26 protein-coding genes are annotated in these 24213 nt (G+C 65.3%); 19 read left to right on the top strand and 7 right to left on the bottom strand.

Annotated features, from left to right (window positions below):
- Window positions 1–137: 137 nt before the first annotated feature.
- The 6 genes from AC0L3P_RS12565 (at window position 138) to AC0L3P_RS12540 (ending at window position 7062) form a co-directional block, all read left to right on the top strand.
- Window positions 138–623 (top strand): MarR family winged helix-turn-helix transcriptional regulator, encoded by a 486-nt coding sequence (locus tag AC0L3P_RS12565; protein WP_354209627.1) that lies wholly within the window; start codon window positions 138–140, stop codon window positions 621–623.
- A gap of 11 nt (window positions 624–634) precedes the next feature.
- Entirely contained in the window at window positions 635–1405 is a 771-nt protein-coding gene (locus AC0L3P_RS12560) for an enoyl-CoA hydratase (protein ID WP_354209607.1), read from the top strand.
- A 119-nt stretch (window positions 1406–1524) separates the two neighbouring features.
- Window positions 1525–3606, top strand: a complete 2082-nt coding sequence (locus AC0L3P_RS12555) for a methyl-accepting chemotaxis protein (protein ID WP_473302070.1) — start codon at window positions 1525–1527, stop codon at window positions 3604–3606.
- Between the two features lie 124 nt (window positions 3607–3730).
- Complete coding sequence (locus AC0L3P_RS12550; RefSeq protein WP_354062712.1) at window positions 3731–4672, top strand: dihydrodipicolinate synthase family protein; 942 nt, start codon at window positions 3731–3733, stop codon at window positions 4670–4672.
- A gap of 318 nt (window positions 4673–4990) precedes the next feature.
- Window positions 4991–6391, top strand: coding sequence for a selenium-binding protein SBP56-related protein (locus AC0L3P_RS12545; RefSeq protein ID WP_354062714.1), 1401 nt, complete (start codon window positions 4991–4993; stop codon window positions 6389–6391).
- A gap of 77 nt (window positions 6392–6468) precedes the next feature.
- Window positions 6469–7062: a hypothetical protein gene (locus AC0L3P_RS12540; protein WP_473302096.1), complete on the top strand. Its 594-nt coding sequence runs from the start codon at window positions 6469–6471 to the stop codon at window positions 7060–7062.
- A gap of 3 nt (window positions 7063–7065) precedes the next feature.
- Here the strand turns inward: AC0L3P_RS12540 and AC0L3P_RS12535 are convergent, their stop codons facing one another.
- Genes AC0L3P_RS12535 through AC0L3P_RS12525 form a run of 3 tightly spaced genes read right to left on the bottom strand, consistent with a single transcriptional unit; the run spans window position 7066 to window position 9644 of the window.
- On the bottom strand, window positions 7066–7764 hold the full coding sequence (locus tag AC0L3P_RS12535) for a DUF1045 domain-containing protein (RefSeq protein ID WP_473302069.1): 699 nt from the start codon (window positions 7762–7764) through the stop codon (window positions 7066–7068).
- Window positions 7765–7782: 18 nt separating this feature from the next.
- Complete coding sequence (locus AC0L3P_RS12530; RefSeq protein ID WP_473302068.1) at window positions 7783–8976, bottom strand: alpha-D-ribose 1-methylphosphonate 5-triphosphate diphosphatase; 1194 nt, start codon at window positions 8974–8976, stop codon at window positions 7783–7785.
- Window positions 8973–9644, bottom strand: a complete 672-nt coding sequence (locus tag AC0L3P_RS12525; protein ID WP_473302067.1) for an LbetaH domain-containing protein — start codon at window positions 9642–9644, stop codon at window positions 8973–8975. The genes AC0L3P_RS12530 and AC0L3P_RS12525 overlap by 4 nt, the downstream gene beginning before the upstream one ends.
- A gap of 183 nt (window positions 9645–9827) precedes the next feature.
- On the opposite strand from AC0L3P_RS12525, the gene phnC reads away from it, so the two are divergent.
- From phnC to phnE (AC0L3P_RS12505), 4 genes are all read left to right on the top strand, one after another.
- Window positions 9828–10637 (top strand): phosphonate ABC transporter ATP-binding protein, encoded by an 810-nt coding sequence (gene phnC, locus AC0L3P_RS12520; RefSeq protein WP_354062722.1) that lies wholly within the window; start codon window positions 9828–9830, stop codon window positions 10635–10637.
- Window positions 10638–10700: 63 nt separating this feature from the next.
- Window positions 10701–11636 carry a phosphonate ABC transporter substrate-binding protein gene (gene phnD / locus AC0L3P_RS12515; RefSeq protein WP_473302066.1) on the top strand — a complete coding sequence of 312 codons (936 nt, stop codon included), beginning with the start codon at window positions 10701–10703 and terminating at the stop codon, window positions 11634–11636.
- Window positions 11637–11712: 76 nt separating this feature from the next.
- A complete protein-coding gene (gene phnE, locus AC0L3P_RS12510; RefSeq protein ID WP_473302065.1) occupies window positions 11713–12597 on the top strand; it encodes a phosphonate ABC transporter, permease protein PhnE in 885 nt (294 codons plus the stop codon).
- Window positions 12594–13442, top strand: coding sequence for a phosphonate ABC transporter, permease protein PhnE (gene phnE, locus AC0L3P_RS12505; RefSeq protein ID WP_473302064.1), 849 nt, complete (start codon window positions 12594–12596; stop codon window positions 13440–13442). Before phnE (AC0L3P_RS12510) ends, phnE (AC0L3P_RS12505) begins: the two co-directional genes overlap by 4 nt.
- 46 nt (window positions 13443–13488) lie before the next feature.
- Here the strand turns inward: phnE (AC0L3P_RS12505) and phnF are convergent, their stop codons facing one another.
- On the bottom strand, window positions 13489–14220 hold the full coding sequence (gene phnF / locus AC0L3P_RS12500) for a phosphonate metabolism transcriptional regulator PhnF (protein WP_473302063.1): 732 nt from the start codon (window positions 14218–14220) through the stop codon (window positions 13489–13491).
- 119 nt (window positions 14221–14339) lie between these two features.
- Here phnF and phnG point away from each other — a divergent pair, with 119 nt between their 5' ends.
- The 9 genes from phnG to AC0L3P_RS12455 are packed head-to-tail and all read left to right on the top strand — an operon-like array spanning window position 14340 to window position 21320.
- The gene (gene phnG / locus AC0L3P_RS12495) at window positions 14340–14804 is read left to right on the top strand and encodes a phosphonate C-P lyase system protein PhnG (protein WP_473302062.1); all 465 of its coding nucleotides are present in this window, start codon (window positions 14340–14342) and stop codon (window positions 14802–14804) included.
- Window positions 14805–14808: 4 nt separating this feature from the next.
- Entirely contained in the window at window positions 14809–15417 is a 609-nt protein-coding gene (gene phnH / locus AC0L3P_RS12490; protein WP_275174033.1) for a phosphonate C-P lyase system protein PhnH, read from the top strand.
- A gap of 2 nt (window positions 15418–15419) precedes the next feature.
- Complete coding sequence (locus AC0L3P_RS12485) at window positions 15420–16523, top strand: carbon-phosphorus lyase complex subunit (protein ID WP_275174031.1); 1104 nt, start codon at window positions 15420–15422, stop codon at window positions 16521–16523.
- On the top strand, window positions 16520–17416 hold the full coding sequence (locus tag AC0L3P_RS12480; RefSeq protein ID WP_473302061.1) for an alpha-D-ribose 1-methylphosphonate 5-phosphate C-P-lyase PhnJ: 897 nt from the start codon (window positions 16520–16522) through the stop codon (window positions 17414–17416). Before AC0L3P_RS12485 ends, AC0L3P_RS12480 begins: the two co-directional genes overlap by 4 nt.
- Window positions 17409–18206 (top strand): phosphonate C-P lyase system protein PhnK, encoded by a 798-nt coding sequence (phnK, locus tag AC0L3P_RS12475; RefSeq protein WP_275174028.1) that lies wholly within the window; start codon window positions 17409–17411, stop codon window positions 18204–18206. Before AC0L3P_RS12480 ends, phnK begins: the two co-directional genes overlap by 8 nt.
- Window positions 18207–18228: 22 nt before the next feature.
- A complete protein-coding gene (gene phnL / locus AC0L3P_RS12470; protein ID WP_473302060.1) occupies window positions 18229–18927 on the top strand; it encodes a phosphonate C-P lyase system protein PhnL in 699 nt (232 codons plus the stop codon).
- 11 nt (window positions 18928–18938) lie between these two features.
- A complete protein-coding gene (locus AC0L3P_RS12465) occupies window positions 18939–20093 on the top strand; it encodes an alpha-D-ribose 1-methylphosphonate 5-triphosphate diphosphatase (RefSeq protein WP_473302059.1) in 1155 nt (384 codons plus the stop codon).
- Entirely contained in the window at window positions 20090–20686 is a 597-nt protein-coding gene (gene phnN / locus AC0L3P_RS12460; protein ID WP_354062744.1) for a phosphonate metabolism protein/1,5-bisphosphokinase (PRPP-forming) PhnN, read from the top strand. The genes AC0L3P_RS12465 and phnN overlap by 4 nt, the downstream gene beginning before the upstream one ends.
- A gap of 22 nt (window positions 20687–20708) precedes the next feature.
- Window positions 20709–21320 (top strand): pyridoxamine 5'-phosphate oxidase family protein, encoded by a 612-nt coding sequence (locus AC0L3P_RS12455; RefSeq protein ID WP_354062746.1) that lies wholly within the window; start codon window positions 20709–20711, stop codon window positions 21318–21320.
- Between the two features lie 201 nt (window positions 21321–21521).
- Here AC0L3P_RS12455 and AC0L3P_RS12450 read toward each other — a convergent pair whose 3' ends face one another.
- The 3 genes from AC0L3P_RS12450 to AC0L3P_RS12440 all read right to left on the bottom strand — a co-directional run bounded on the left by AC0L3P_RS12450 (window position 21522) and on the right by AC0L3P_RS12440 (window position 24177).
- Complete coding sequence (locus AC0L3P_RS12450) at window positions 21522–22025, bottom strand: DUF6496 domain-containing protein (protein WP_275174019.1); 504 nt, start codon at window positions 22023–22025, stop codon at window positions 21522–21524.
- Between the two features lie 69 nt (window positions 22026–22094).
- Window positions 22095–22877 (bottom strand): alpha/beta fold hydrolase, encoded by a 783-nt coding sequence (locus AC0L3P_RS12445; RefSeq protein WP_473302058.1) that lies wholly within the window; start codon window positions 22875–22877, stop codon window positions 22095–22097.
- A 4-nt stretch (window positions 22878–22881) separates the two neighbouring features.
- On the bottom strand, window positions 22882–24177 hold the full coding sequence (locus tag AC0L3P_RS12440) for an O-acetylhomoserine aminocarboxypropyltransferase (protein ID WP_473302057.1): 1296 nt from the start codon (window positions 24175–24177) through the stop codon (window positions 22882–22884).
- Window positions 24178–24213: the final 36 nt, after the last annotated feature.

Raw genomic sequence — 24213 nt, 5'->3', positions numbered from 1 at the left:
GTTGCGGCGGCACCTAATTGCGATTGGTGGGTGAGGTCCTGGTGCGCCGGTGCGGCCTGTTGCTCGACGACTGCCGCGGTACATCGATCCACCTGCCGTCCTTTGACATTCCGAGCCGCTTCGATTATCTATTTCGCATGCGAAATAAGGAGGCCGGCGCGGGGCATCATCGGCTGATCTACCTGCTGAGCGTTGCACAGCGGCGCTTGCAGCGCTGGATGGCGGCGCAGCCTTCGAGCGAGGTCACGCCGGCGCAGGCAGGGCTTCTGTTCATTCTCGGCAAGCAGGACGGCGTGCTCATGGGTGAGGCGGGCACGGCGCTCGATCTGGGGCCGGCCGGCATCTCCGGCCTCGTCGACCGCACGGCAGCTGCAAAGCTGATCGAGCGGCGGGCCGATCGGGAGGACGGGCGCGCCTGGCGCGTCTGGCTGACGCCGAAGGGCCGTGCAGCGCTCGCACAGGCAAAGGCCAACGCGGCACAGGTTAACGCCGCGTTGACGGACGGATTCACCAGTGCGGAGATCGATATCGTCGCGCGCTGGCTGACCAGCATTCAGGACAAATTTCCAAGAGAGCTTTCAAGAGAACTTCCAACAGAGCTTTCGCGAGATCCAGAGGAATAGAGGAGAGACCCATGACCGAGCACGTCCGGATCGAGAACAGCGGCGGAATTCTCACACTCACGCTGGCGCGCCCCGACAAGAAGAACGCGCTGACGGATGCGATGTACGGCAAGCTCGCCGATGCCATCGAATCCGCCGAGTCCGATACATCGGCCCGCGTGATCCTGATCCGTGGCGAAGGCGACATGTTCACTGCCGGCAACGACGTCGGCGAATTCGCCGCGGTCGCAGCGGGCAAGTCGGAAGGAAGCCGCAACGTCGTGCGCTTCATCCAGTCGCTGGCGCGGTGCACCCGGCCTTTGGTCGCCGCGGTGCAGGGCCGCGCCGTCGGCGTCGGCACCACGATGCTGCTGCATTGCGATCTCGTCGTGCTTGCCGACAACGCGCAATTGTCGACGCCCTTCGTCAGCCTAGCGCTGGTGCCGGAAGCCGCCTCCAGCCTGCTGATGCCCGCGCGCATCGGTTACGCACGGGCCTACGAGATGTTCGCGCTCGGCGAGACCGTGCCGGCCAAGTCCGCGCTGGAATGGGGGCTCGCCAACCGCGTGGTGCCGCTCGACAAACTCGATACCGAAGCGCTCGCGCTGGCGCAGCGTCTTGCCCGTCAGCCGGCCGGCGCGCTCACCGCCACCAAGAAGCTGATGCGCAATGGCGAGGCGCTGGTCGCGCAGATGAATGCCGAAGGCGAGCAGTTCGGACTGCGCCTGCGCACCGCCGAGGCGCGCGAGGCCTTCACGGCGTTTGCGGAACGCCGTCCGCCGGATTTCACCAAGGTTGCGTGAGATCCGGGGCTGCAGGAAGGCTTGTCGGGTCGGAAACTCACGCCAATTCGATTAAAACCTTAACGGAACATTGGCATGTCGCGGGCAAGGTGACGCTAGAAAGCGTAGGCCCCGACACCATGGCAATGTTTAAGAAATCGGTAAGTTCGCTCCTGCTGACCTTGATGGCCCTGCTGGCCGCGGGTGCGCTGGCGTCTACGGCGATCCAGATGGTCGGAGCGTTCGGCCGCTACAGCGACAGCCTCGAGACCGCGCGGCTTGCCGCCGCCGACAAGGCGATCTTCCATGGCGTGCTGGCGCTGCGCAACAATCGCGGCGATGCCCAGAGCGCGATCCTCGGCGAGGATGATCCGCGTGCCAAACTCGAGGCGGCGGAGAAGGCCGAGCAGGGCGGCTATGACGCGATCGGCGCCGCGCTTGCCACCGTCGACTTCGCCCGCCGCGACGAACTCTCTGGCACATTGAAGCAAGGCTGGAGCGCCGCCTCCCCGCAATTCCAGCTGTTTTACGACGAAGCCAAGCGCCCGCGCGCCGAACGCAAGATCGAGCGGACCAACTCCTGGTACGATGCCGTCACCAAGGTGATCGAGACGGCCAACCTCGCCTCCACCGCGGTGTCGAACCGTGCCTGGATGGACGACCCCTTCATCGCCCGCATGATCCAGGTCCGGCGCTTCGCCTGGCAGGTGCGCGATCGTTATGGAATCCATTGTTCGTCCCTTCGCTCCAACGTCAACAGCAGCAAGCCGCTCGACGACGCTCAGAAGCGATCAGTGGCGCAATGGGATGGCACGATCACCTCCGGCTGGGCGGGCATGGCCGAGTTGCTGGCTGCGCCCGGCGTGGCGGCGGAGCTGGTGACGGCCGCGACGGACGCGAAGACCAAGACCGACGGCGCCCTCAAGCAGATAGGCGAGCTCACCAAGAATTTTGACGGCAGTGGCAAGCCCGCGATGCCCGCCGCGGAATGGAATACGCTTTGTCAGTCACCCTTCGCGTCCATCGTCGCGGTGGCGAACAAGGCGCTCGACCAGTCGATCGTCCGGGCGGAAACGGTACAGGCCAAGGCGCTCACCAATCTCGTCGTGCAGTCGCTCGCGTTCCTGCTCGCGCTGGCCGTGACCCTGACCGGCGTCTACGTGGTCCGCAATCGCCTCATGCGCCCCGTGCGCGCCATCCTGGATGCGATCGCCAAGATCAGCGCCCGCGACTACGCGACGCCCGTCCCGCAATCCAGGTATCCCGACGAGTTCGGCACCATGGCGGCCGCGCTCGAAAGCCTGCGCGAGAGTGCCGCGACCGCGGAACGCCTGGGCCGGGAACGCGAAGCGCAGCAGGCGCTGCAGCTCGCCCGCTCCGGCACCGTCGATGCGGCTTGCCGCAGTTTCGACGACACCGTGCAAGCCGTCATTCACAGCGTTGCCGCGTCGACGAAGGAGCTGGATGCCACCGCGACCGACGTGCGCTCGCTGGTTTCGGAATCGAGCAGCCAGACCGCGGCGGTCTCGTCCTCCGCCGAACAGGCCACCAACAATCTCGAGACCATCGCGGCCGCGACCGAAGAACTCTCGGCGTCCGTCGGCGAGATCTCCGCGCAGGTGCAGGCCAGCGCCCGCGAGGCCCGCGAAGCCGTGTCGCAGGCAGCGCAGACCAATGCGACGGTCGAGATCCTCGATCAGACAGCTGGCCGCATCGGCGAGGTCGTGAAGATGATCAACGCCATCGCAGGGCAGACCAATCTGCTGGCGCTGAACGCCACCATCGAAGCCGCGCGCGCGGGCGAGGCCGGTCGCGGCTTCGCCGTGGTCGCCGGCGAGGTCAAGAGCCTCGCCTCGCAGACGGCGACGGCGACCGAAGAGATCTCCCGCCAGGTCGCGGAGATCCAGGGCGCGACCGGCCAGGCGGTCACTGCCATCCGCGCGATCGGCGGCGCGATCAGCGGCATCGACGAGAAGATGACGGCGATCGCCGCCGCCGTCGAGCAGCAGCGCGCGGCCACCACCGAGATCTCCCGCAACTTCCAGCAGGCCGCGCAGGGAACCCGCGAGGTCACCGACACCATCGGCAGCGTCGCCAGGCTCAACCAGGAGACGGGCAATGCCGGTTCGGTCCTGTCGGTATCCGTGACGAAAATGTCCGCCGACGCCGATCGTCTCCGCGTAGCGGTCGAGAGCTTTTTGGGCGCGGTGAGGACCGCATAACTTCGACAATCTTCCGTCCCACCGTCGCGCGATCGGCATTGCCGCCGATGCACGCGGCGGCTACATCTGTGATGCTGCGCGAGCGTTGCGGCACATGTAAGAGATATCAGGGATGGAGAGTTCGATGCCGGTCACGCCCCAACACAAGGCCCAGCGCCCCTATCGCGGCGTGTTCCCGGTCGCACCCACCATCTTCGACGCGCGCGGCGAGCTCGACCTCGACGGACAGCGCCGCTGCATCGATTTCATGATCGACGCAGGCTCGAACGGTCTGTGCATTCTCGCCAATTTTTCCGAGCAGTTCGTGCTCACGGATGCCGAGCGCGAGACCGTGATGCATGCGGTGCTGGAGCATGTCGCGGGCCGCGTTCCCGTGATCGTCACCACCACGCATTTCAGCTCGGCCGTCTGCGCCGCGCGCAGCCAGCAGGCCGAGGCGGCCGGTGCCGCCATGGTGATGGTCATGCCGCCCTATCACGGCGCAACCTTCCGCGTACCCGAGAAAGGCGTCGTCGAATTCTTCAAGGTGCTGTCGGGCGCGATCAATATTCCGATCATGATCCAGGATGCGCCTGTCGCCGGTACGCCGCTGTCGGTCGAGTTGCTCGCGCGGCTGGCGCGCGACTTCTCCAACATCCGCTATTTCAAGATCGAGGTGCCGGGCGCCGCGTCAAAGCTGCGCAGCCTGATCGAGGCCGGCGGCAGCGATATTGAGGGTCCCTGGGATGGCGAGGAAGCGATCACGCTGCTCGCCGATCTCGATGCCGGCGCCACCGGCGCGATGACCGGCGGCGGCTACCCCGACGGCATCCGCCAGATCGTCGATCCCTATTTCGCCGGCAAACGCCAAGAGGCGAAAGCCGCCTACGAACGCTGGCTGCCGCTGATCAACTACGAAAACCGCCAGTGCGGCCTGATCGCCTGCAAGGCGATGATGCAGGCCGGCGGCGTGATCAAGTCGGACACGGTGCGGCATCCGTTGCAACCGCTGCATCCGGCGACGCGGGCAGGGCTGCTGGAGCTGGCCAAGGAGCGCGATGCGCTGGCGTTGAGGTGGGGGAAGTAGCCTCTGCCGGCGTCCTGGACAAGCGCGCCCGAAGGTTATGTGTCCCGCCTCCCGTGCGCGATTGCGCACTAGGCCGGGACGACACTGAGTGTGATGCACGGTGTGAGGTGCGCGCCCTGGCCTGATCCCGCCAGCTTCCATCCGGCTGAAAGCGTCGAATTAACGCGGTTCGGGCGGTTTCGCGCAGCCCGGCGATGACATATTGTACGCTCGCCAACCAGGCCCGCGGAGCATATCGAGACATCGAGCAACAACTCTTCATTATGCCGCTATTCCGAAGCAGGTTGGTGCGAACCAACGAAACAGGAAGGCAGTGCCATGACGATGAGGCCGGATCCCACCTTTCACGCATCGCCCAAGCTTGCGATGGAAGCAGCTGCCGAGAACTTTGCCTACACGTTGCTGCTCAGTCCGGATTTTTCAAAACCGGATGCTCTCGCGGTCATCGACGTCAAGCCGGGATCGCCGACCTACAGCCAGATCGTCCACACCGTGACGATGCCCAACAAGGGCGATGAGTTTCATCACTTCGGCTGGAATGCCTGCTCCTCCGCCTTGTCGCCGCTCACTGGGCATGCCTTCATCGAGCGGCGCTATCTCATCATCCCCGGGCTGCGCTCGTCGCGGATTTACATCATCGATACCAAGCCCGATCCGACCAAAGCCAAAATCCACAAGATCATCGAGCCCGAGGAAGTCTTCAAAAAGACCGGCTATTCGCGGCCGCACACCATCCATTGCGGGCCGGACGGCGTCTATGTGAGCACGCTCGGCGGCGGCGGCAAGGACGGCACCAACGGGCCTCCAGGCGTCTTCATCATGGATTGCGAGACGTTCGAGGTCCTTGGACGATGGGAGATCGACCGCGGTCCGCAGACGCTGCACTATGATTTCTGGTGGAACCTGCCGCGCGACTACATGGTGACGAGTGAATGGGCGTTGCCGCCGCAGTTCGAGAACGGGATCGTCGCGGAAGATCTGCTGGCGAACAAATATGGCCATCGTCTCCACTTCTGGGATCTTCGCGCCCGTCGCAACGTGCAGACTATCGACCTCGGCGCCAATCATCAGATGGCGCTGGAGGTACGGCCGGCGCACGATCCGGTTCGCGAATACGGCTTCGTAGGCGTTGTGGTCGACACCACGAATCTCGAAGCATCGATCTGGACTTGGTGGCGCGAAGGCGGGAAATTCCATGCGGAGAAGACGGCGACGATCCCTCCCGAGCCTGCGCCAAAGGAGAAGCTCCCGCCGCTGCTTCAGGGCTTTGGCGCCGTGCCGCCGCTGGTGACCGACATCGATCTGTCGATGGATGATCGTTTTCTCTATGTCTCGTGCTGGGGCACGGGTGAAATGCGCCAGTACGACGTGAGTGATCCGCGAAAGCCGAAGCTTGCGGGCTCGGTTCACATCGGCGGCATCGCGCGCCGCACCCCCCATCCGAACGGCAAGGCATTTGCGGCCGGTCCGCAGATGGTCGAGATCAGCCGGGACGGCAGGCGGGTGTACTGGACCAATTCGCTCTATTCCACCTGGGATGACCAGTTCTATCCCGATGGCGTTCCGGGTGTGGAAGTCATGGCCAATGTCGGTCACAATGGTGGCCTCGAGCTCGACAAGAACTACTTCGTGAGCTTCCCCGACGGATATCGTGCGCACCAGATTAGGCTGGAGGGCGGCGATTGTTCGACGGACTCCTTTTGCTACCCGTCGGCCTAGATTGGGCACACGCGAGCCAGGGCTGGCTGTGGCTCGCTCTTGTTGCGAGCGGTCTCTATCACGGGGTCAATCCGGGAATGGGCTGGCCGCTCGCCGTTTCGGCCGGGCTCATGGACAAGAGCCCGCGCGCGCTCTTTCGTGCGTTGTGGGCTCTGGCGGCCGGACATCTCCTGGCAACACTTCTCGTACTGCTGCCATTCGCGCTCCTGCTCGTGCTGGCCGAGTGGCAGCGCTCGATCCAGCTCGGCGCGAGCCTTCTCCTCATCGGCTTCGGCGTCTATCGGCTGGTCGAGCGGCGCCATCCGCGCGCGCTGGCACGAATTCCGCCGACGCAATTGGCGCTCTGGTCATTTGCCGTTGCCATTGCTCATGGCGCCGCCTTGATGCTCGTGCCGATCTATCTCGGGCTCTGCCAGGCCTTCGAACTCGATGCCGGCCATGAGGCCGCCGGCGCGTTGATGAAGGCGAGTCTCGGGATGGCGGTGCTGGTGTCTTTGGTGCACGTTGCCGCCATGGTCAGCGCCGGCGGATGCCTGGCATGGCTGGTCTACCGCCATCTGGGATTGAGGTTCGTCTCGCGAAGCTGGTTCAATCTGGATGTAATCTGGTCGACCAGCCTCATTCTGGTTGGCGTTGTGGCGCTCGGCTTCTATCTCGCGAGCTGGCACTGACGCTTACTGCGTCAAGGCCCACTCGCCGATGATGCGGAAGCGAGCTTTGGCGTCATCCTGCTTGAACAGCGCGACGCGATCGATCGCAAGCGTCTTGAGACCGAGAGCAGCAAACCTTTCCCGCAGCATCTGCAGAATCGGCCCGCGCCGCTCCGCGTTAAGCCGCCCCGTCAGCGTCATGTGGAAACGGAATTCCTCCATCACGTAAGGGTAGCCCCAGCGATCGAGATAGTCGCGCTGTCGCTCGTTGAGCTTCTCGGGCTTGCGACGCGCGCGATCCTCTGCCGTCAGGGCGGTGCGAAAGCCATCGAACGCACGGACGCAATCGGCGGCGAGCTCTTGGAGCGCATCGACCGGCTCGGCCGGAATGACCGCGATGAAGCCGCTGATGGCATCGACGACCGGGCGGATCACCGGGATCATCCGCGCCTCGCCGGCGAAGGCCGCGCAGGCCGCCAAGAGCTCCGCCTCTGTCCTGTCCGGCGCGAGCGCCATCGGCGCCTTCAGCGTGCCGTGAAAACCGTACTTGCGGGGATCGGCGGTGATGTCGCGCCAGTCCGGCGCGGGACGCGATGCGTCAGCGGGAAAGGGCAGCTCGTTGCCGGTATAGGCATCGTAGCCGAGCAACTCCGCGCCGAAGCGGGTGAGGGCGCTGTCGACGCCTGCGGCAAAATAGATCGCGTAGCGGGGGAAACTTGTCATCGTCCGAGCATAGCGGGTTTATGCCGCGACGACAGCTTCGCGCGGGGTAGCTGCCATGCCGAGCAACCGCGTCGCGTCGGTGAGATGCACGAGCTTGCCGCCTGATATCACGGCGATCAGCCGCGGCCGCAGCGGCACGCTGTCGTCGACCAGCAGGATGTCCGCGCGTCGGCCTTCCGCGAGCACGCCGCGATCGGCAAGGCCGGCCGCGCGCGCGGGCGCGGCGGAGACCAGGTTCCAGGCCTTGGTCAGCGGCAGCACGCCATCGGCGGCGAGGCGGAACGCAGCGAGCAGCTGCGCGGGATAGTAATAGTCCGAGGCCAGCACTGAGCAGAGCCCTTTGGCAATCATGTCGGATGCCTTGGTCCAGCCGGTGTGGCTGCCACCGCGCTCGACGTTCGGCGCGCCGTAGACGATGGCGTCACCGTGGCTTGCCGCCTCCCGCGCCGTCTCCTCGTTGACCGGAAACTCTGCGATCGCCACGCCCATGGCGCGAAAGCCCTGGCGCATCACCGGCGTCGCATCGTCATGCGAGAGCATCCGCACCTCGGCGGCGCGTGCCGCCGCGGCCAGCCGTGACACGGAAGCCGGCACTTCACTGGCGCGGGAGAGCACACGCTCGACGAGGCGGTCGAACTCCTCGCTCGACAGTCCGGTGCGCTCCACCATGCGATTGCGCTTGCGGGGCTTGGCCATGTCCCCGACCGTGCCGTCCATGTGGTCGTTGAAGGCGAACAGGTCGACGCGGCCCTCGCTGAGCCACTGGCTGATCTCGGTTTCGGCGCCGAGATTGTAGGTCTCGTGGCGCAGGTGAAAGCGGGTGTCGGCGGCGAATTGCGGGCGTTGCCGTTCGATCGCCTCCATCAGGCCGCGCGCATTGTCGGCGCTGCGCAGGCCCGGCTCCCACGAACAGGTCGTGGCGTGAAACACGGTGGTGATGCCGTTGCTGATCGCTTGGCGGTCGCTGTCGGCGAGCGCCACGTCGATCGGAAAGTCGACCCCGGCGCGCGGCATCATCTGCCGCTCGAAGGCATCGCCATGCAGATCGACGATGCCCGGCAGGACCAGCAGATCGCGCGCGTCGATCGCAAGCCGGGCCCGCCCGCGAGACGCATCGATCTCGGCGATGTCCTGTCCGGACAACGCAAGCGACGTCTCCACCAGCTCGGAGCCGATCAGGGTCCGGCCCCCCTCAAGAAAAATGTCTGTCACGCGACCGCGCTTGATTTGCTGCCAAGAGGACCCTTGAGAGAATTCGCTCGTGCTTCATACGTCGTGAGGAAATCTTCAATGCCGAGCTTGCGGAAATCGGGCAATGCTGCACGCAATTTGTTGTGATCCCAATCCCACCAGGCGAGGCTGGCGAGCCGTCCGGCGACGTCTTCCGAGAATCGCCGGCGAACGATGCGCGCCGGATTGCCGGCAACGATGGTGTAGGCGGGCACGTCCCTGGTGACGATGGCGCCGGCCGCGATCACCGCGCCGGTGCCGATGTTGCGGCCCGGCAGCACGATCGCGCCATGGCCGATCCAGACGTCGTGGCCGATATGGACGTGGTGCTGGCGCCGCCAGTCGAAGAATTCCGTGTCGTCGCTCTCGCCTTCGAAGTAGGCGCTCGAACGATAGGTGAAGTGCGCCTGCGTGGCGCGGTGCATCGGGTGATTGCCCGGATTGATTCGCGTCATCGCCGCGATCGAGCAGAATTTTCCGATGGTCGTGTAGGTGATCTGGGCGTCGTTCACGACATAGGAGTAATCGCCCATCGTCACCTCGTGCAGCATCGTGCGCGCACCGACCTCGGTGTAGGCTCCAAGCCTGGTGTCGTGCAGCGTCGCCGAGGGATCGATGGTCGGCTGGACCGAAAGGGCTTTGGCGGCCATGTTGCATCCGAACGAGAGGGCGGGCGTTTCTCTTCGAGCGGCTTGATGACAATGTCATGACGACGTGATGACAGGGGATGAACAGTGGATGAGGTGTGTAGGATCGCCGCACCGCAATGTCCGTGTCACACAAGTGTCAAGCGCCGGCGTTAGCGGTGGGTCCCAGCTACTCTGGAGCCCTGCATGCTGGTGGTTGAAGGTCTGACGTGTCGCTTCGGCGTGAAAGCCGCGGTGGACGATGCCTCGTTTCAAGTTTCTCCCGGCGGTTTCGTCGGCGTGATCGGACGGTCCGGCGCCGGCAAGTCGACCCTGCTGCGGACCATCAACCGTCTCGCGACCCCTTCGCAGGGTCGCATCCTGTTCGACGGCCTCGACGTCACGGCGCTGCGCGGCAAGGAGCTGCGGCAGTGGCGGGCGCGCTCGGCGATGATCTTTCAGCAGTTCAATCTGGTCGGCCGGCTCGATGTCCTCACCAACGTCCTGATGGGTCGGCTTGCGACGATGCCGGCCTGGCGCTCGCTGTCGCAGACCTGGCCCGAGCAGGACAAGGCGCTGGCGATGTCCGCGCTCGAACAGTTCGATATCGCCCCGCTCGCGGCCCAGCGCGCCGATCAGCTCTCCGGCGGCCAGCAGCAGCGCGTCGCGATCGCCCGGGCGCTGGTGCAGCAGCCCGACATCATCCTCGCCGACGAGCCGATTGCCTCGCTCGATCCGCGCAACACCAAGATCGTGATGGATGCCCTGCTGCGGATCAACAAGCACTTCGGCATCACCGTGCTCTGCAATCTGCATTCGCTCGACCTGGCGCGCAGCTATTGCGACCGCCTGATCGGCATGGCGCAGGGTCGCGTGGTGTTCGACGGCGCGCCGGCGGAGTTGACCGAGCACGTTGCGCGCGAGCTCTACGATCTCGAAGCCGCCGATGTCATGGGCGGCATGCCTGCGCCGGTGCGAGAGGGCATTCCGGCGCTTGGAACGGCGGCCGCCGCCTGAGCCGCGCCGCATCAATAGTCACCAGTTTTGCGTCAACCGACCCCAACCGATGAAGAGGGTATCATGATCACTCGCAGATTGATTCTTGCCGGCGCCGCCGCGCTCGCGTTCACGACTTCAGCCTCCGCCGAGGACTGGAAGGCCAAATATCCCGAGCTGACCTTCGCGGTCATTCCGGCGGAAAACGCCTCGGGCGTGACCGAGCGCTGGGCGCCGTTCATGAGCTACCTGTCCAAGGAACTGGGCGTGAAGGTCACGCTGCGCATCGCCAACGACTACGCGGCCGTGATCGAAGGCCAGCGCGCCGGCAACATCCACATCGCGAGCTACGGCTCGGCGTCGTTCGCCCGCGCCCGCCTCACCGGCGTCAAGACCGACGCCTTCGCCAACGACATCAACGCCGACGGCTCCACTGGTTATTACTCGGCGTTCTTCGTCAAGGCGAGCAGCCCCTACAAGAGCATCGACCAGCTCAAGGGCAAGAACCTCGGCCTGGTCGACCCGAACTCGACCTCCGGCAACAACGTGCCGCGCTTCGAGCTCGACAAGATGGGCATCACCGATGCCGACACCTATTTCAGCAAGGTCGTCTTCACCGGCAGCCATGAGAACGCGATCCTGGCGCTGGCGCAGGGCACGGTCGACGTTGCCGCCAACCAGTGGACCAGCGACGACGATTCGACGCTGGCGCAGATGCTGACCAAGGGCATGCTGAAGAATGCCGACGGCTCGGCGATGAAGAAGGACGATTTCCGCATCATCCACAAGTCGGCGCCGATCATCAACGGTCCCTATGCCTACAATTCCGATTTGCCGGAAGAGGCCAAGGCCGCGATCGCGAAGGCGTTCTTCGACGCGCCGGCCAAGGACAAGGCTGCGTTCGATCGCCTCCAGGACGGCCAGAAGAAGGGGTTTCATCCCGCGACCACCAAGGATTGGGATGGCACGATCGAGCTGATCAAGTTCGTCGATGCGCTGCGTAAGAAGAAGGCGTCCTGAGTTTCGGGACGACGCACTGGAGCCGGGTCGATGGACCCGGCTCTTTCTCTTTGATTGACCATTTTTCCTGGCCAAGATGACCGTCGCGGTTTCGATCCTTCCCGAGCAGCAGCTCGCCGTGCTCAACGCCGCCTATCGCCAGGCGGTCGCGCGCAAGCGGCTCCGACTCCTCTTTGGAGTCGTGATCTTCGCCGCAGCACTGCTTCTCGCGGCGATCGGCGCGGAAGTGAATCTGCGCACGCTGTTCGCCCATTACGGCAATTTCATCAGCTATTTCGACCGCATCCTCACACTCGACACCGGCCAGCGGGTCTGGACCGATGTCGGCGAATGGCTCTGGGGCTGGCGCAAATGGTTGAAGATGCTGGGCGAGACCCTGCTGATCTCCTATGTCGGCACACTGATCGGCGCGACTTTTGCTTTTTGCCTGAACTTCTTCGCGGCTGAAAACACCTCGCCCGCGCCCTGGGTGCGTTTCGTGGTGCGGCGTCTGCTCGAATTCGCGCGCACGGTGCCCGGCATCGTGTTTGCGCTGATCTTCGTGATCGCGTTCGGCCTCGGACCGATGGCGGGCGTGCTGGCGATCGCGATTCACTCCACCGGCGCGCTCGGAAAGCTGTTCTCGGAGATCGTCGAGAACGCCGACATGAAACCGGTCGAAGGCGTCCGCTCGACCGGCGCGAGCTGGCTCTCCTGCATGCGCTTCGCCATCCTGCCGCAGGTCACGGCAGGCTATGCCAGCTACGCGCTGCTGCGTTTCGAGATCAATGTCCGCGAGGCCTCCGTGATGGGCTTCGTCGGCGCCGGTGGCATCGGCCAGGAGCTCGTCGTCGCCATCCGCAAGTTCTACTACTCCGACGTCAGCGCGATCCTGCTTACCATCATCGTCACGGTCTTCATCATCGACATCAGCACCGGCTGGCTGCGCGGCCGACTGTTCGGCAAGGAGGCGCGGACGTGACGGGGCCGCAGGACATTGACACCGCGTCGCTTCGCGCGCGCTACCCCGATGTGTTCGACCGGCCGGCCTCGGCGCGGCTCGCCATGCCGGCGATGATCGTCGCGGCGCTCACGATCCTGGTTTATGGCCTCATCGATCTCGATTTTTCGCCGTCGCGGTTCGTCGCGGGGCTCAGCCAGCTCGGCTGGATCAGCCTGATGATGATCCCGCCGGATCCCGGCTCGTCGCTGCCGATCTATCTGAAGGCGCTGGGCGAGACGCTGTCGATCGCGCTGCTCGGCACGACGCTTGCGGCCGTGTTCGCGCTGCCAGTCAGCCTGCTTGCCGCGCGTAACGTCGTGCCGTCGAGCATTTTGCGCTTCCCGATTCGACGTTTCCTGGATTCGATCCGCGGCGTCGACACGCTGATCTGGGCGCTGGTGTGGATCAACGTGGTCGGGCTCGGCCCGTTTGCCGGCGTGCTCGCCATTGCCGTGTCGGATTTCGGTGCCTTCGGAAAGCTGTTTTCGGAGGCGATCGAGGGCGCCGACCAGAAGCAGGTCGAGGGCATCCGCGCCTCCGGCGGCAGCGCGCTGCACGAGATTCGCTTCGGCCTGCTGCCGCAGGTCCTGCCTGTGATCGCCGGGCAGGTGCTCTATTTCATCGAATCCAACACGCGCTCGGCCACCATCATCGGCATCGTCGGCGCCGGCGGCATCGGCCTCCAGCTCGCCGAGCAGATTCGCGTGCTGGAATGGCAGAAGGTGTCGTTTCTGATCCTGATGATCCTGGTCGCGGTCGCCGCGATCGATTTCGTCTCGGGCAAACTCCGCTTCGCGATCATCGGCCGAAGGGCGGTGGCGTAACTTTCTTCCTTCTCCTCTTAGGGGAGAGGGGCGGAGAACAGCCCGCTCACCCGTTCTCCACCAGAAACTCCACCCGCTCCGCGGCAAAGCGCGAATGCTTGGTCACCAGCGGCTTACCGTCGAGATCGTGGTCGGTGGCGTCGACCACCAGGATCGGCCGTCCCAGCGCCAGATCGAGCCGTGCGGCGTCGGTTGCATCGACAATGCCGGCGGTGATCCGGGTCGCGCCGCGGCGATAGTCGCGGACGCCGTAATGCTCGAGCAATTTCGTCATGGAGCGGGTCGCGGCAAAGATCTCGCCCGCACCCGGGAACAGCTGCGCCGACAGCCACGTCGTGGAGACGCAGATCGGCGTGCGGTCGGCGAGGCGCATCGCCTCGATCCGCACCAACGGTGCGCCGGCCTTCAATCCAAGTTCGCGCGCGAGTTCGCGGGTCGCGACATCATCGGACGCCTCGATCAACCGGCCATGCGGTTCGCGGCCGTCGGCGCCGACGATCTCGGAGAAACGGGTCCGCGAGCGCAGTGGATAGGCGAGCTTCTGCGCCTCGACATAGGTTCCGCTGCCGCGTTCGGCCCGCACGATGCCGCGCTCGGCAAGCGCTGCCAGCGCGCGCCGCACGGTGTGGCGGTTCACGCGATAGGTTTCGGCGATCTCCACCTCGCCCGGCAGCTTGTCGCCGGCCGCAAAGCGGCCGTCGGCGATGCCGCGCTCGATGCCGTCGGCAACGAGGCGCCACAACGCGACGCCGGAGGAAGCTGTGTCCTGCATGCTCATGTGGCCGGCAAGCTACTCCAGAAATCACGCCTTTGTCACGAAACAGTCATGGCGCTCCGGTATCAAGTTGTCTAGTATCATAGACAACTTGGATTCGGCAAGTTCTGCAGAAAAGTTCGGTGGATCTGGTGACCCAGCACAACAATCAGCAAGCCCAGCGCCAGGCCGCAATGGCCGTGCTGGCGCACGCGGAGGCGGGCGAGATCGCCGCTCGCCTCCGCGCTCTCGCCCTGCCGGCGCATCAGGATCTGCGTGCGCCGGAAAACGGCCTCGTCATGCTGCGTGGCCGCGTCGGTGGCGACGGTGCGCCGTTCAATCTCGGCGAAGCCGCGGTGTCGCGCGCTGCGGTGCGGCTTGCGAGCGGCGAGGTCGGCTTCGGTTACACGCTCGGTCGCGACGGTGAGAAGGCGCGGCTGATCGCGCTGTGCGATGCGCTGGTGCAGTCCAGTGATTTCAGTGGCGCGGTTGAGCGGGAAATCATCGCGCCATTGCGTGAGCAGCTGATGATCAGGCGCAAGCAGGTGGCGGCCGAGACCGCTGCGACGAAGGTTGATTTCTACACCATGGTGCGCGGTGAAGGGTGAGATCATGACCACGATTGCGGAACTGCCGCCGGGGTTCGCCGACAAGGTGCTGTCGGCGCAATCGACCTTTCGCTCGGTCATGGACGCGATGGCGCGGCCGGGCTCGGTCCAGCGCATCGTGCCGACATCAGGAGCGCCTCAGACGATGATGCGCGGCACGGCCGCGATCGCGCTGACGCTGTTCGATCACGACACGCCGCTCTGGCTCGATGCGCGCATGTCGGAAAGCACAGACGTCATGAAATGGCTGAAATTCCACACCGGCGCGCCGGTGGTGCAGGATTCCTCGATCGCGAGCTTCGCCCTGATCAGCGACGGCGGGGAACTGCCTTCGCTCGAGCGCTTCGCGCTGGGCACCAGCGAATATCCGGATCGGTCGACGACGTTGATCCTTCAGGTCGAGAACCTGGATTCGGGGCGCAGCTTCGAGCTGCGTGGTCCCGGGATCGACGGCGTCGCGACGCTCCAGGCGTCGATCAAGCCGTTCGACCTGTTCGAGCGCCTGCGCGTCAACGAAACGCTGTTTCCGCGGGGCGTCGATGTGGTGCTGGTCGCCGATGACGCCGTGGTTGCGATCCCGCGCACCACGCGTGTCGTGAGCAAGGGAAGCTAACTATGTATGTCGCAGTCAAAGGCGGCGAGCGCGCCATCGAGAACGCCCATCGCCTGCTCGCCAGTGCGCGGCGCGGTGACCAAAGCGTGCCGGAAATTTCCCTCGACCAGATCTCCGAGCAGCTCGGCCTCGCCGTGGACCGCGTCATGAGCGAAGGCTCGCTCTATGACCGCGAGCTCGCGGCGCTCGCCATCAAGCAGGCGCGCGGCGATCTGATCGAGGCGATCTTCCTGGTCCGCGCCTTCCGCGCCACGCTGCCGCGCTTCGGCGCCAGCGAGCCGGTCGAGACCGGCGCGATGCGGGTGCAGCGGCGGGTGTCCTCGACCTTCAAGGACATTCCCGGGGGCCAGATCCTCGGCCCGACTTTCGATTATACCCACCGCCTGCTCGATCCCTCGCTCGCCGAGGGCTTTGTGCCGGAAGCGCCGGCGACGGCCGAAGCATCCACGGCGCCGACGCCGCGGGTGACCGACATTCTCGGCCGCGACGGGCTGATCGAATCCTCGCCGCAAGCGGAAGAGGGCGCCAGCGTCGGCGATCTCACCCGCGAGCCGCTGAACTTTCCGGCGGATCGTGACCTGCGCCTGCAAAATCTCGCGCGTGGCGACGAAGGGTTTCTGCTGGCGATGGGCTATTCCACCCAGCGTGGTTACGGGCGCAACCATCCCTTTGCCGGCGAGATTCGCTTCGGCGAGGTCGAGGTCGAATTTTCGGCTGAAGACGTCGGCTTCGCCGTGCCGCTCGGCTCGATCGAGCTCACCGAGTGTCAGATGGTCAACCAGTTCAAGGGCTCCGCGACCGAAGCGCCGTGCTTCACGCGCGGTTATGGCCTCGCCTTCGGCCAGAGCGAGCGCAAGACCATGTCGATGGCGCTGGTCGACCGCGCGTTGCGTGCCCGCGAGCTCGGCGAGGAGGCACTCGCCCCGGCGCAAGACGAGGAATTCGTGATGTCGCATTCGGACAACGTCCAGGCGACCGGCTTCGTCGAGCATCTCAAGCTGCCGCATTATGTCGACTTCCAGTCCGAGCTCGGCCTGTTGCGCAAGCTGCGCAGGGAATTCACTGATGCCAATGCGCCCGACGCCATGAAGGAGGCCGCGGAATGAACGCGCCCGCCTACAATTTCGCCTATCTCGACGAACAGACCAAGCGGATGATCCGCCGGGCGATCCTCAAGGCGATCGCGATCCCCGGCTATCAGGTGCCGTTCGCCAGCCGCGAGATGCCGATGCCCTATGGCTGGGGCACCGGCGGCGTCCAGGTCACCGCTGCGATCCTCGGGCCGCAGGACGTGCTGAAGGTGATTGACCAGGGCTCCGACGACACCACCAACGCGATCTCGATTCGCAAATTCTTTGCCAAGACCGCCGGCGTCGCCACGACGACGGCGACTGAAGATGCGACCGTGATCCAGACCCGTCACCGCATTCCGGAGACGTCGCTGCACGAAAATCAGGTTCTGGTCTATCAGGTGCCGATCCCGGAGCCTTTACGTTTCCTCGAGCCGCGCGAGACCGAAACGCGGCGCATGCACGCGCTCGCCGAATACGGCCTCATGCATGTGAAGCTCTACGAGGACATCGCCCGCTTCGGCCACATCGCGACGGCTTATGCCTATCCGGTGAAGGTCAACGCGCGCTATGTCATGGACCCGTCGCCGACGCCGAAATTCGACAATCCCAAGATGGACAATTGCCCGGCGCTGCAATTGTTTGGCGCCGGCCGCGAGAAGCGGATCTATGCGATCCCGCCCTATACGCAAGTCGTGTCGCTCGACTTCGAGGACCATCCCTTCGAGCCCTATCGCTTCAATGCGCCCTGCGCGCTGTGCGCCGCGGAAAATTCCTATCTCGACGAGATCGTCACCGACGACAAGGGCGGGCGCATGTTCGTCTGCTCCGACACCGATTATTGCGAGGGCCGCCAGGCCGCCGGCCATCACGGCAGCCTCAGCGCCGCGCCGTACAAGGACAAGGCGCAGGAGGCATCGAATGGCTGATCAAGACATGCTCGAGAATGACGAGCCACTGCTCGTTGCCGAGTCGCTCAGCAAATCTTATGGCCGCATCGCCGCGTGCCGCGATGTCTCGTTCTCGCTCTATCCCGGCGAAGTGCTGGCAATCGTCGGCGAATCCGGCTCGGGCAAATCGACCCTGCTGCAGCTCCTGTCGGGCCAGCTCGCGGCCAGCGGCGGCCAGGTGTCCTATCGGATGCGCGACGGCGTCGCCCGCGATCTCGCCACGCTGGGCGAGGCCGAACGACGCTTCCTGTTCCGCACCGATTGGGGCTTCGTCCACCAGGACCCCGCGCAGGGACTGCGCATGGCGGTCTCGGCCGGCGCCAATGTCGGCGAGCGGCTGATGGCGGTGGGCTGGAATCACTACGGTCGCATCCGCGATACCGCGTCGGACTGGCTGACCCGCGTCGAGATCGACATCGCACGCATCGACGATGCGCCGCGGACCTATTCCGGCGGCATGCGCCAGCGTCTCCAGATCGCCCGCAACTTGGTCACCGAGCCGCGGCTGGTGTTCATGGACGAGCCGACCGGCGGCCTCGATGTTTCCGTGCAGGCCCGCCTGCTCGACCTCGTGCGCAGCCTGGTCGCCGAGCTGCATCTCGCGGTCATCATCGTCACCCATGATCTCGCGGTCGCGCGCCTGCTGTCGCACCGCGTGATGGTGATGAAGGGCGGCCGCGTCATCGAGACGGGCCTCACCGATCAGGTGCTCGACGATCCCCGCGAGCCCTACACCCAACTCCTCGTCTCCTCGATTCTGCCGCCATGAGCCTTCCAGGAAGAGTTTTCCAATGACCGCCATGATCGACATCACTGATGCCAACAAGAGCTTTACGATGCACCTGCAGGGCGGCATCGAATTGCCTGTTGTCAGCGGCGTGACCTTCCACGTCAACCCGGGCGAATGCGTCGTGCTGTCGGGGCCATCAGGCGCCGGAAAATCATCGATCCTGAAGATGATCTTCGGCAATTATCGCTGCGACTCCGGCCGCATCGGCATTCGCCATCGCGGCGAGGTGATCGATCTCGCTACCGCCGAGCCGCGGGAGGTCCTCAACATCCGCCGCGCCACCATCGGCTATGTCAGCCAGTTCCTGCGCGCGGTGCCGCGGGTTGCCACCATCGACGTGGTCGCCGAGCCCCTGATCGTCAACGGTCTGGCGCGCGCTGAGACGCAAGCCCGTGCTGGCGAATTGCTGCATCGGCTCAATATCCCCGAGCGGCTCTGGCAGCTTCCGCCCGCGACCTTCTCCGGCGGCGAGCAGCAGCGCGTCAACATCGCGCGCGGCTTCATCTCGGATCTGCCGATCCTGCTGCTCGACGAGCCCACCGCCTCGCTCGACGCCGCCAACCGCGCCGTCGTGGTCGAGTTGGTCGCCGAGAAGAAGCGCCAGGGCGTCGCCATGGTCGCCATTGTCCATGACGACGAAATCCGTCATCAGATTGCCGATCGCATCGTCGACGTCACCAGCTTCGCCGCTGCGGCCTGAAGGAAATGGACATGAGCGTCAAGAAGGACACCGTGATCGCCAACGCCAGGATCGTGCTGGCGGACCGGGTGATCGAGCAGGGCTGGCTCGCTCTCGCCGATGGACGCATCGCCGAGATCGGCGAGGGCAGGGCGCCTGCGGGCGCCGAAGATGCCGGCGGCGACCTCATCATGCCCGGCTTGATCGAACTCCACACCGACCACCTCGAGGCGCATTATGTGCCGCGGCCAAAAGTGTTCTGGAATCCGGTCGCTGCCGTCGTCTCCTATGACGGCCAGCTCGCGACCTCCGGCATCACCACGGTGTTCGACTCGCTTCGGGTCTGGCGCGAGGATGGCGCCGAGGAAGTTGATGGACGCGCCGGCGTGCTTGCGGCGGCGATCACGACCGCGCGCGATGCCGACCTGCTGCGCGCCGATCACTTCCTGCATCTGCGCTGCGAAATCCCGATGCCGAGCGTGGTCGAGGAGGCCAGGGAGCTGATCGATCGTCCCGACGTGCGGCTGATGTCGCTGATGGACCACACCCCCGGCCAGCGCCAGTTCCGCGACGAAGGCAAGCTGCGCGACTATTATCGCGGCAAGGGCGGCGGCAAGACCGACGCCCAACTCGACGAACTGTTCGCGAAGCGTTTCGAGTATCAGAAGGCCTATGCCGCGACCAACGTGCGCGAGATCGTGGCGCTGGCACATAAGTACAAGATCCCGCTGGCGAGCCATGACGATACCACCGAGGAGAACGTCGTGGACGCCGTGCGCGATGGCGTTTCGGTGGCGGAATTTCCGACCACGCTGGAGGCCGCGCGCGGCCTGCACGAGGCCGGCATCGACATCCTGATGGGCGCGCCGAACGTCGTGCGCGGCGGCTCGCATTCCGGCAACATCGCCGCGGTCGATCTCGCCCGCGAAGGCCTGCTCGACATCCTGTCGTCGGACTACATTCCCTCGAGCCTTCTGATGGCTGCGCTGCATTTGCCCGAGCACGTGCCCGCGATCAGCCTTGCGGCGGCGATCCGCACCGTGACGAAGGCGCCCGCCGAGGCGGTCGGCCTGTCCGACCGCGGTGAGATTTCCGTCGGCAAGCGTGCCGATCTGATTCGCGTGCACGTCGCAGGCCACGTCCCCGCGGTCCGCAGTGTCTGGCGCGAAGGGAGCCGCGTCGCATGAGCGATACCGTCACCGTGGCGGGAAAGACGACGGGTGCGATCGGGCCCGGGCGGCTCGTGCTCGTGGTCGGTCCGAGCGGTGCCGGCAAGGATACGCTGCTGCGGCTGGCGCGGGCGGCGTGCATCGAGGATCACGACATCGTCTTCCCGCGCCGTCTCGTGACGCGCGAATCCTCGGCCGACGAAGACAATATTGCGGTGAGCCCTGACGAATTCCGTCGCGCGCACGAGCATGGCGAATTCGCCGTGCATTGGGAGGCGCATGGGCATTGCTACGCGCTGCCGCTCGACCTCAACGACGACATTCGTGCCGGACGCGCCGTCGTCGCCAATGTTTCGCGCACGGTGATCGGCGCGCTGCGCCAGACCTATGCAAGCGTCGTGGTAGTCGCGGTCACTGCGCCGCCGGATGTGCTGGCGCAGCGGCTTGCCGCCCGCGCCCGGCACAGTGACGGCAATATCGCGGAACGGCTGACGCGCAGCGTCGACGACGCATCGGCGCAGGCCGATGTCACCATACTCAACGCGGGCAGCGCGGAGTATCATGGCCGTCAGCTTCTGCGCGTGATCAGGAATCAAGGCTGGCTCGAATAGCCGGCACAGCAAGGAGACTGGAATGTCGGTGATCGAAACGGTCGAGCAGCTGGAGGCCATCTACGGCGTCACCAACGACGCCTCGACCGTGAAAGTCGCCGACCACGTCACCCCGCTCTATCGCGTCTTCATCGAAAAGGCGCCGTTCGCCGCACTCGCCACCATCGGACCCGAGGGGATCGACTGCTCGCCGCGCGGCGATCTCTCCGGCTTCGTCCGCATTCACGATCCGAAGACGCTGATGCTGCCGGATCGCCGCGGCAACAACCGGGTCGATTCCTTGCGCAACATCGTGCGCGACCCACGGGTGTCGCTGATGTTCCTGATCCCCGGCTCCGGCAATGCGGTCCGCGCCAATGGTCGGGCGCATCTCTCCATCGATCCCGAGCTGCTCGCCTCTTTCAAGGTTGGCGGCAAGGCGCCGCGCAGCGTCATGGTGATGACGGTCGACGAAATCTACTTCCAGTGCGCCCGCGCCATCGTCCGTTCCGACCTCTGGAATCCCGACAAGCGCATCGACCCCAAGACGCTGCCGACGCCCGGCCAGATCCTCGCCGAGATGAGCGAGAACAGGGTCGGCGGCGCGGAGTACGATCGCATCTGGCCCGAGCGTGCGGCCGCGACGATGTGGTGAGTTCGTTCTTCCCCTCTCTCCCTGCGGGAGAGGGTGGCTCGCCGCGTAGCAGCGAGACGGGTGAGGGGTCTCTGTCCTCACGGAAAACGTTATGCGCGGACACAACCCCTCATCCGGCGCTTCGCGCCACCTTCTCCCGCAAGGGGAGAAGGGAAGAAGGGGGAGAACGTGCTCTCCGAGCGGAGCCGGCGCGCGAATTGATCAACTCCGGCGGCGCGCCCTGGTGCGTGCCGCCTTCTTTGCGGCGGTGGAGCGCGCCTTGGCGCCCTTGGTGCGGCTCGCCTTGCGCGCGGTGGCTGAACGCGACGCGGCGGATCGCTGGCTCGCGGCACGCTTGCCCTGTTTCGACAGTGCACTGCGCGACGCGGTCGAGCGCGGCTCCTTCTTCAAAACCTTTTCGACGGCTCGCGATACGCGCGGCCGGCGTTTCGGGGTGCGCTTGCCCTGACCGACCTCATAGGCATATTTGGCGCTGCGTCGCGTCGCCTTCTTGACGCGCCCTTTTCGCGGCGGCGGGAGATCGACGCCGGCGCGGCGCGCTTCGGACAGACCGATGGCGATGGCCTGTTTCGTCGAGCGCGCGCCATGCTTGCCCTTGCGGATCTTGTCGATCTGGTCCTTGACGAATTCGCCGGCCTGCGTGGTTGCCGATTTACCGGCACGCTTGTCTTGCCTGGCTTTGCGAATGACTTCCTGTCTTGGCATGGGTCCTGTTCCCTCTGGATCTTCACAGGGATATCTGACCGCAACGCGCAAGATGGACGATTGATCCTTTCAGTTCCTGAGCGCCACCAGCAGTTCATCCGGGCGCTCGGCCATGATCATGTGACCGGCGCCGGGTACCACGACGGTCTTCGCATGCGGGATCGCCGCCGCGAGTGCCTTGCCGGCCTTCACCGGCGTCATCATGTCCCGCTCGCCGAGGATGAGCGTCGTGGGCACCTTCACGCTCGCGGCTGCTTGAAGCGCATTCGCGTAAGCATTGCAGGCCGACAAATCCCTGAACAGCACGCCCGGCTCGCAGTGTTTCAACACAGCCTGCGCTCCGCCATGCATCCACAGGCCCGGTGCGAGGCTGCCGCCGATCTCGGCGTTGAAGCCGAGGCCCCAGATCGAGACCATGTCGTTTGCATCCTGCGAATTGGCTTCGGCCGCCTTCAGCAGATCCGGGCCGACCGTCATGGTCGCGGCCGTGCCGATCAGGCTGAGCGCGGACACCTTGTCGGGGTGACGTGCGGCCGTCTCCAGCGAGATTAGCGAGCCCATGGAATGGCCGATCAGATGCGCTTTCGTAACTCCGGCCGCATTGAGCAGGGCCGCCGTCCAGTCGGCCATCTCGGCGATGCTGCCGAGCGACGGTCCGGGCGAGCGGCCGTGGCCGGGCATATCAGGCGCCAGCACGCCAAATCCGTGATGGGCGAACCAGCGGGTGTGCAGCGCCCAGGTCGAATGATCGAAGCCGGCGCCATGGAGGAAGACGACCGCGGGCAGGGATCTGTCGAAGTCGCGGCCGCCGGTTGCGACCAGCACTTCGGCGCCGTTGACGGAGAGCTTCATGGTGTCAGACCTTTTGCGAGATGCGCAGCGCCTGCGCGAGATCGTCGATGATGTCGCTTGCGGTCTCGATGCCGACCGAGAGCCGCACGAGCTCCTCGCCGATGCCGGAGGCCTTGAGCTGCTCGGCGTCCATCTGCTGGTGCGTTGTTGACGCCGGGTGGATCACCAGCGTCTTGGCGTCGCCGACATTGGCGAGATGGCTGATCATGCGCAGCGATTCGATGAACTTGCGGCCAGCAGGCCGGCCGCCCTTGATGCCGAAGGAGACGATCGAGCCGGCGCCGCGCGGCAGCAGTGTCTTTGCCAGCTGGTAGTCCGCGTGGTCCTCGAGCGAGGGATGCAGCACCCAATCCACGGCCTTGTTGGCTTTCAGCGCCTCCAGCACGAGGTGCGTGTTCTGCATGTGGCGATCCATGCGCACGCCGAGCGTCTCCACGCCTTGCAACAGCTGGAACGCGTTGGTCGGCGACAGACAGGCGCCGAAATCGCGCAGGCCTTCGGTGCGTGCGCGCATGATGAAGGCGGCCGAGCCGAACTGCTCGTCGAAGACGATGCCGTGATAGCCGCCATAGGGCTCGGTCAGTACGCCGAATTTTCCGGATGAACGCCAATCAAACCGGCCGCCATCGACGATGGCGCCGCCGATCGCGATGCCGTGGCCGCCGATCCATTTGGTCGCCGAGTGCATGACGATGTCGGCGCCGAGCTCGATCGGGCGGCTGAGATAGGGCGTGGCAAACGTGTTGTCGATCAGCAGCGGAATTTTCGCATCATGCGCGATCGCCGCGACCTTCGGAATATCAAGCACCTCGAGCCCGGGATTGCCGATGGTCTCGCCGATCACCAGCTTCGTGTTCGGCCTGATCGCCGCGCGAAAAGCGTCGAGATCGCGCGGCTTGACGAAGCTGGTGGTGATGCCGAAGCGCGGCAGCGTGTGCGCCAGCAGGTTGATGGTGCCGCCATAGAGCGAGCTCGACGCGACGATATGGTCGCCGGCGTTCAGAAGCGTCGCGATGGCCAGATGCAGCGCGGCCATGCCGCTCGCGGTGCAGATCGCGCCGACGCCGCCCTCCAGCGCCGCCAGCCGTTCCTCGAGCACGCCCGTGGTCGGATTGGAGATGCGCGTATAGATGTGGCCGGCGCGCTCGAGATTGAACAACGCTGCGGCGTGATCGGAATCCTGGAACACGTAGGACGTGGTCTGGTAGATCGGCACGGCGCGGGCGCCGGTCGCGGGATCCGGATGCTGGCCCGCATGCAGGCTCAGGGTCTCGAAGGCGGGCGGTTTTGGCGCGGGCATGCGGGGCCTCGTTGCTCGGTCGGCGGAGGCGGCCCT

This window comes from Bradyrhizobium sp. WSM4874 (genome assembly GCF_055811835.1).
This window is presented reverse-complemented; position numbering and strand designations above follow the sequence as displayed.

Bases quoted from the DNA above. Each gene is read 5' to 3' on its own strand.
- phnD (WP_473302066.1), top strand. From the start codon at position 10,701: ATGATCACTCGCAGATTGATTCTTGCCGGCGCCGCCGCGCTCGCGTTC.
- AC0L3P_RS12540 (WP_473302096.1), top strand. From the start codon at position 6,469: ATGGGCTGGCCGCTCGCCGTTTCGGCCGGGCTCATGGACAAGAGCCCG.
- AC0L3P_RS12485 (WP_275174031.1), top strand. From the start codon at position 15,420: ATGTATGTCGCAGTCAAAGGCGGCGAGCGCGCCATCGAGAACGCCCAT.
- AC0L3P_RS12445 (WP_473302058.1), bottom strand. From the start codon at position 22,877: ATGAAGCTCTCCGTCAACGGCGCCGAAGTGCTGGTCGCAACCGGCGGC.
- AC0L3P_RS12550 (WP_354062712.1), top strand. From the start codon at position 3,731: ATGCCGGTCACGCCCCAACACAAGGCCCAGCGCCCCTATCGCGGCGTG.
- phnK (WP_275174028.1), top strand. From the start codon at position 17,409: ATGGCTGATCAAGACATGCTCGAGAATGACGAGCCACTGCTCGTTGCC.
- phnH (WP_275174033.1), top strand. From the start codon at position 14,809: ATGACCACGATTGCGGAACTGCCGCCGGGGTTCGCCGACAAGGTGCTG.
- AC0L3P_RS12480 (WP_473302061.1), top strand. From the start codon at position 16,520: ATGAACGCGCCCGCCTACAATTTCGCCTATCTCGACGAACAGACCAAG.
- AC0L3P_RS12535 (WP_473302069.1), bottom strand. From the start codon at position 7,764: ATGACAAGTTTCCCCCGCTACGCGATCTATTTTGCCGCAGGCGTCGAC.
- AC0L3P_RS12455 (WP_354062746.1), top strand. From the start codon at position 20,709: ATGTCGGTGATCGAAACGGTCGAGCAGCTGGAGGCCATCTACGGCGTC.
- AC0L3P_RS12440 (WP_473302057.1), bottom strand. From the start codon at position 24,177: ATGCCCGCGCCAAAACCGCCCGCCTTCGAGACCCTGAGCCTGCATGCG.
- AC0L3P_RS12450 (WP_275174019.1), bottom strand. From the start codon at position 22,025: ATGCCAAGACAGGAAGTCATTCGCAAAGCCAGGCAAGACAAGCGTGCC.
- AC0L3P_RS12565 (WP_354209627.1), top strand. From the start codon at position 138: ATGCGAAATAAGGAGGCCGGCGCGGGGCATCATCGGCTGATCTACCTG.
- AC0L3P_RS12560 (WP_354209607.1), top strand. From the start codon at position 635: ATGACCGAGCACGTCCGGATCGAGAACAGCGGCGGAATTCTCACACTC.
- phnN (WP_354062744.1), top strand. From the start codon at position 20,090: ATGAGCGATACCGTCACCGTGGCGGGAAAGACGACGGGTGCGATCGGG.
- phnF (WP_473302063.1), bottom strand. From the start codon at position 14,220: ATGAGCATGCAGGACACAGCTTCCTCCGGCGTCGCGTTGTGGCGCCTC.
- AC0L3P_RS12545 (WP_354062714.1), top strand. From the start codon at position 4,991: ATGACGATGAGGCCGGATCCCACCTTTCACGCATCGCCCAAGCTTGCG.
- phnL (WP_473302060.1), top strand. From the start codon at position 18,229: ATGACCGCCATGATCGACATCACTGATGCCAACAAGAGCTTTACGATG.
- AC0L3P_RS12525 (WP_473302067.1), bottom strand. From the start codon at position 9,644: ATGGCCGCCAAAGCCCTTTCGGTCCAGCCGACCATCGATCCCTCGGCG.
- AC0L3P_RS12555 (WP_473302070.1), top strand. From the start codon at position 1,525: ATGGCAATGTTTAAGAAATCGGTAAGTTCGCTCCTGCTGACCTTGATG.
- phnE (WP_473302065.1), top strand. From the start codon at position 11,713: ATGACCGTCGCGGTTTCGATCCTTCCCGAGCAGCAGCTCGCCGTGCTC.
- phnC (WP_354062722.1), top strand. From the start codon at position 9,828: ATGCTGGTGGTTGAAGGTCTGACGTGTCGCTTCGGCGTGAAAGCCGCG.
- AC0L3P_RS12465 (WP_473302059.1), top strand. From the start codon at position 18,939: ATGAGCGTCAAGAAGGACACCGTGATCGCCAACGCCAGGATCGTGCTG.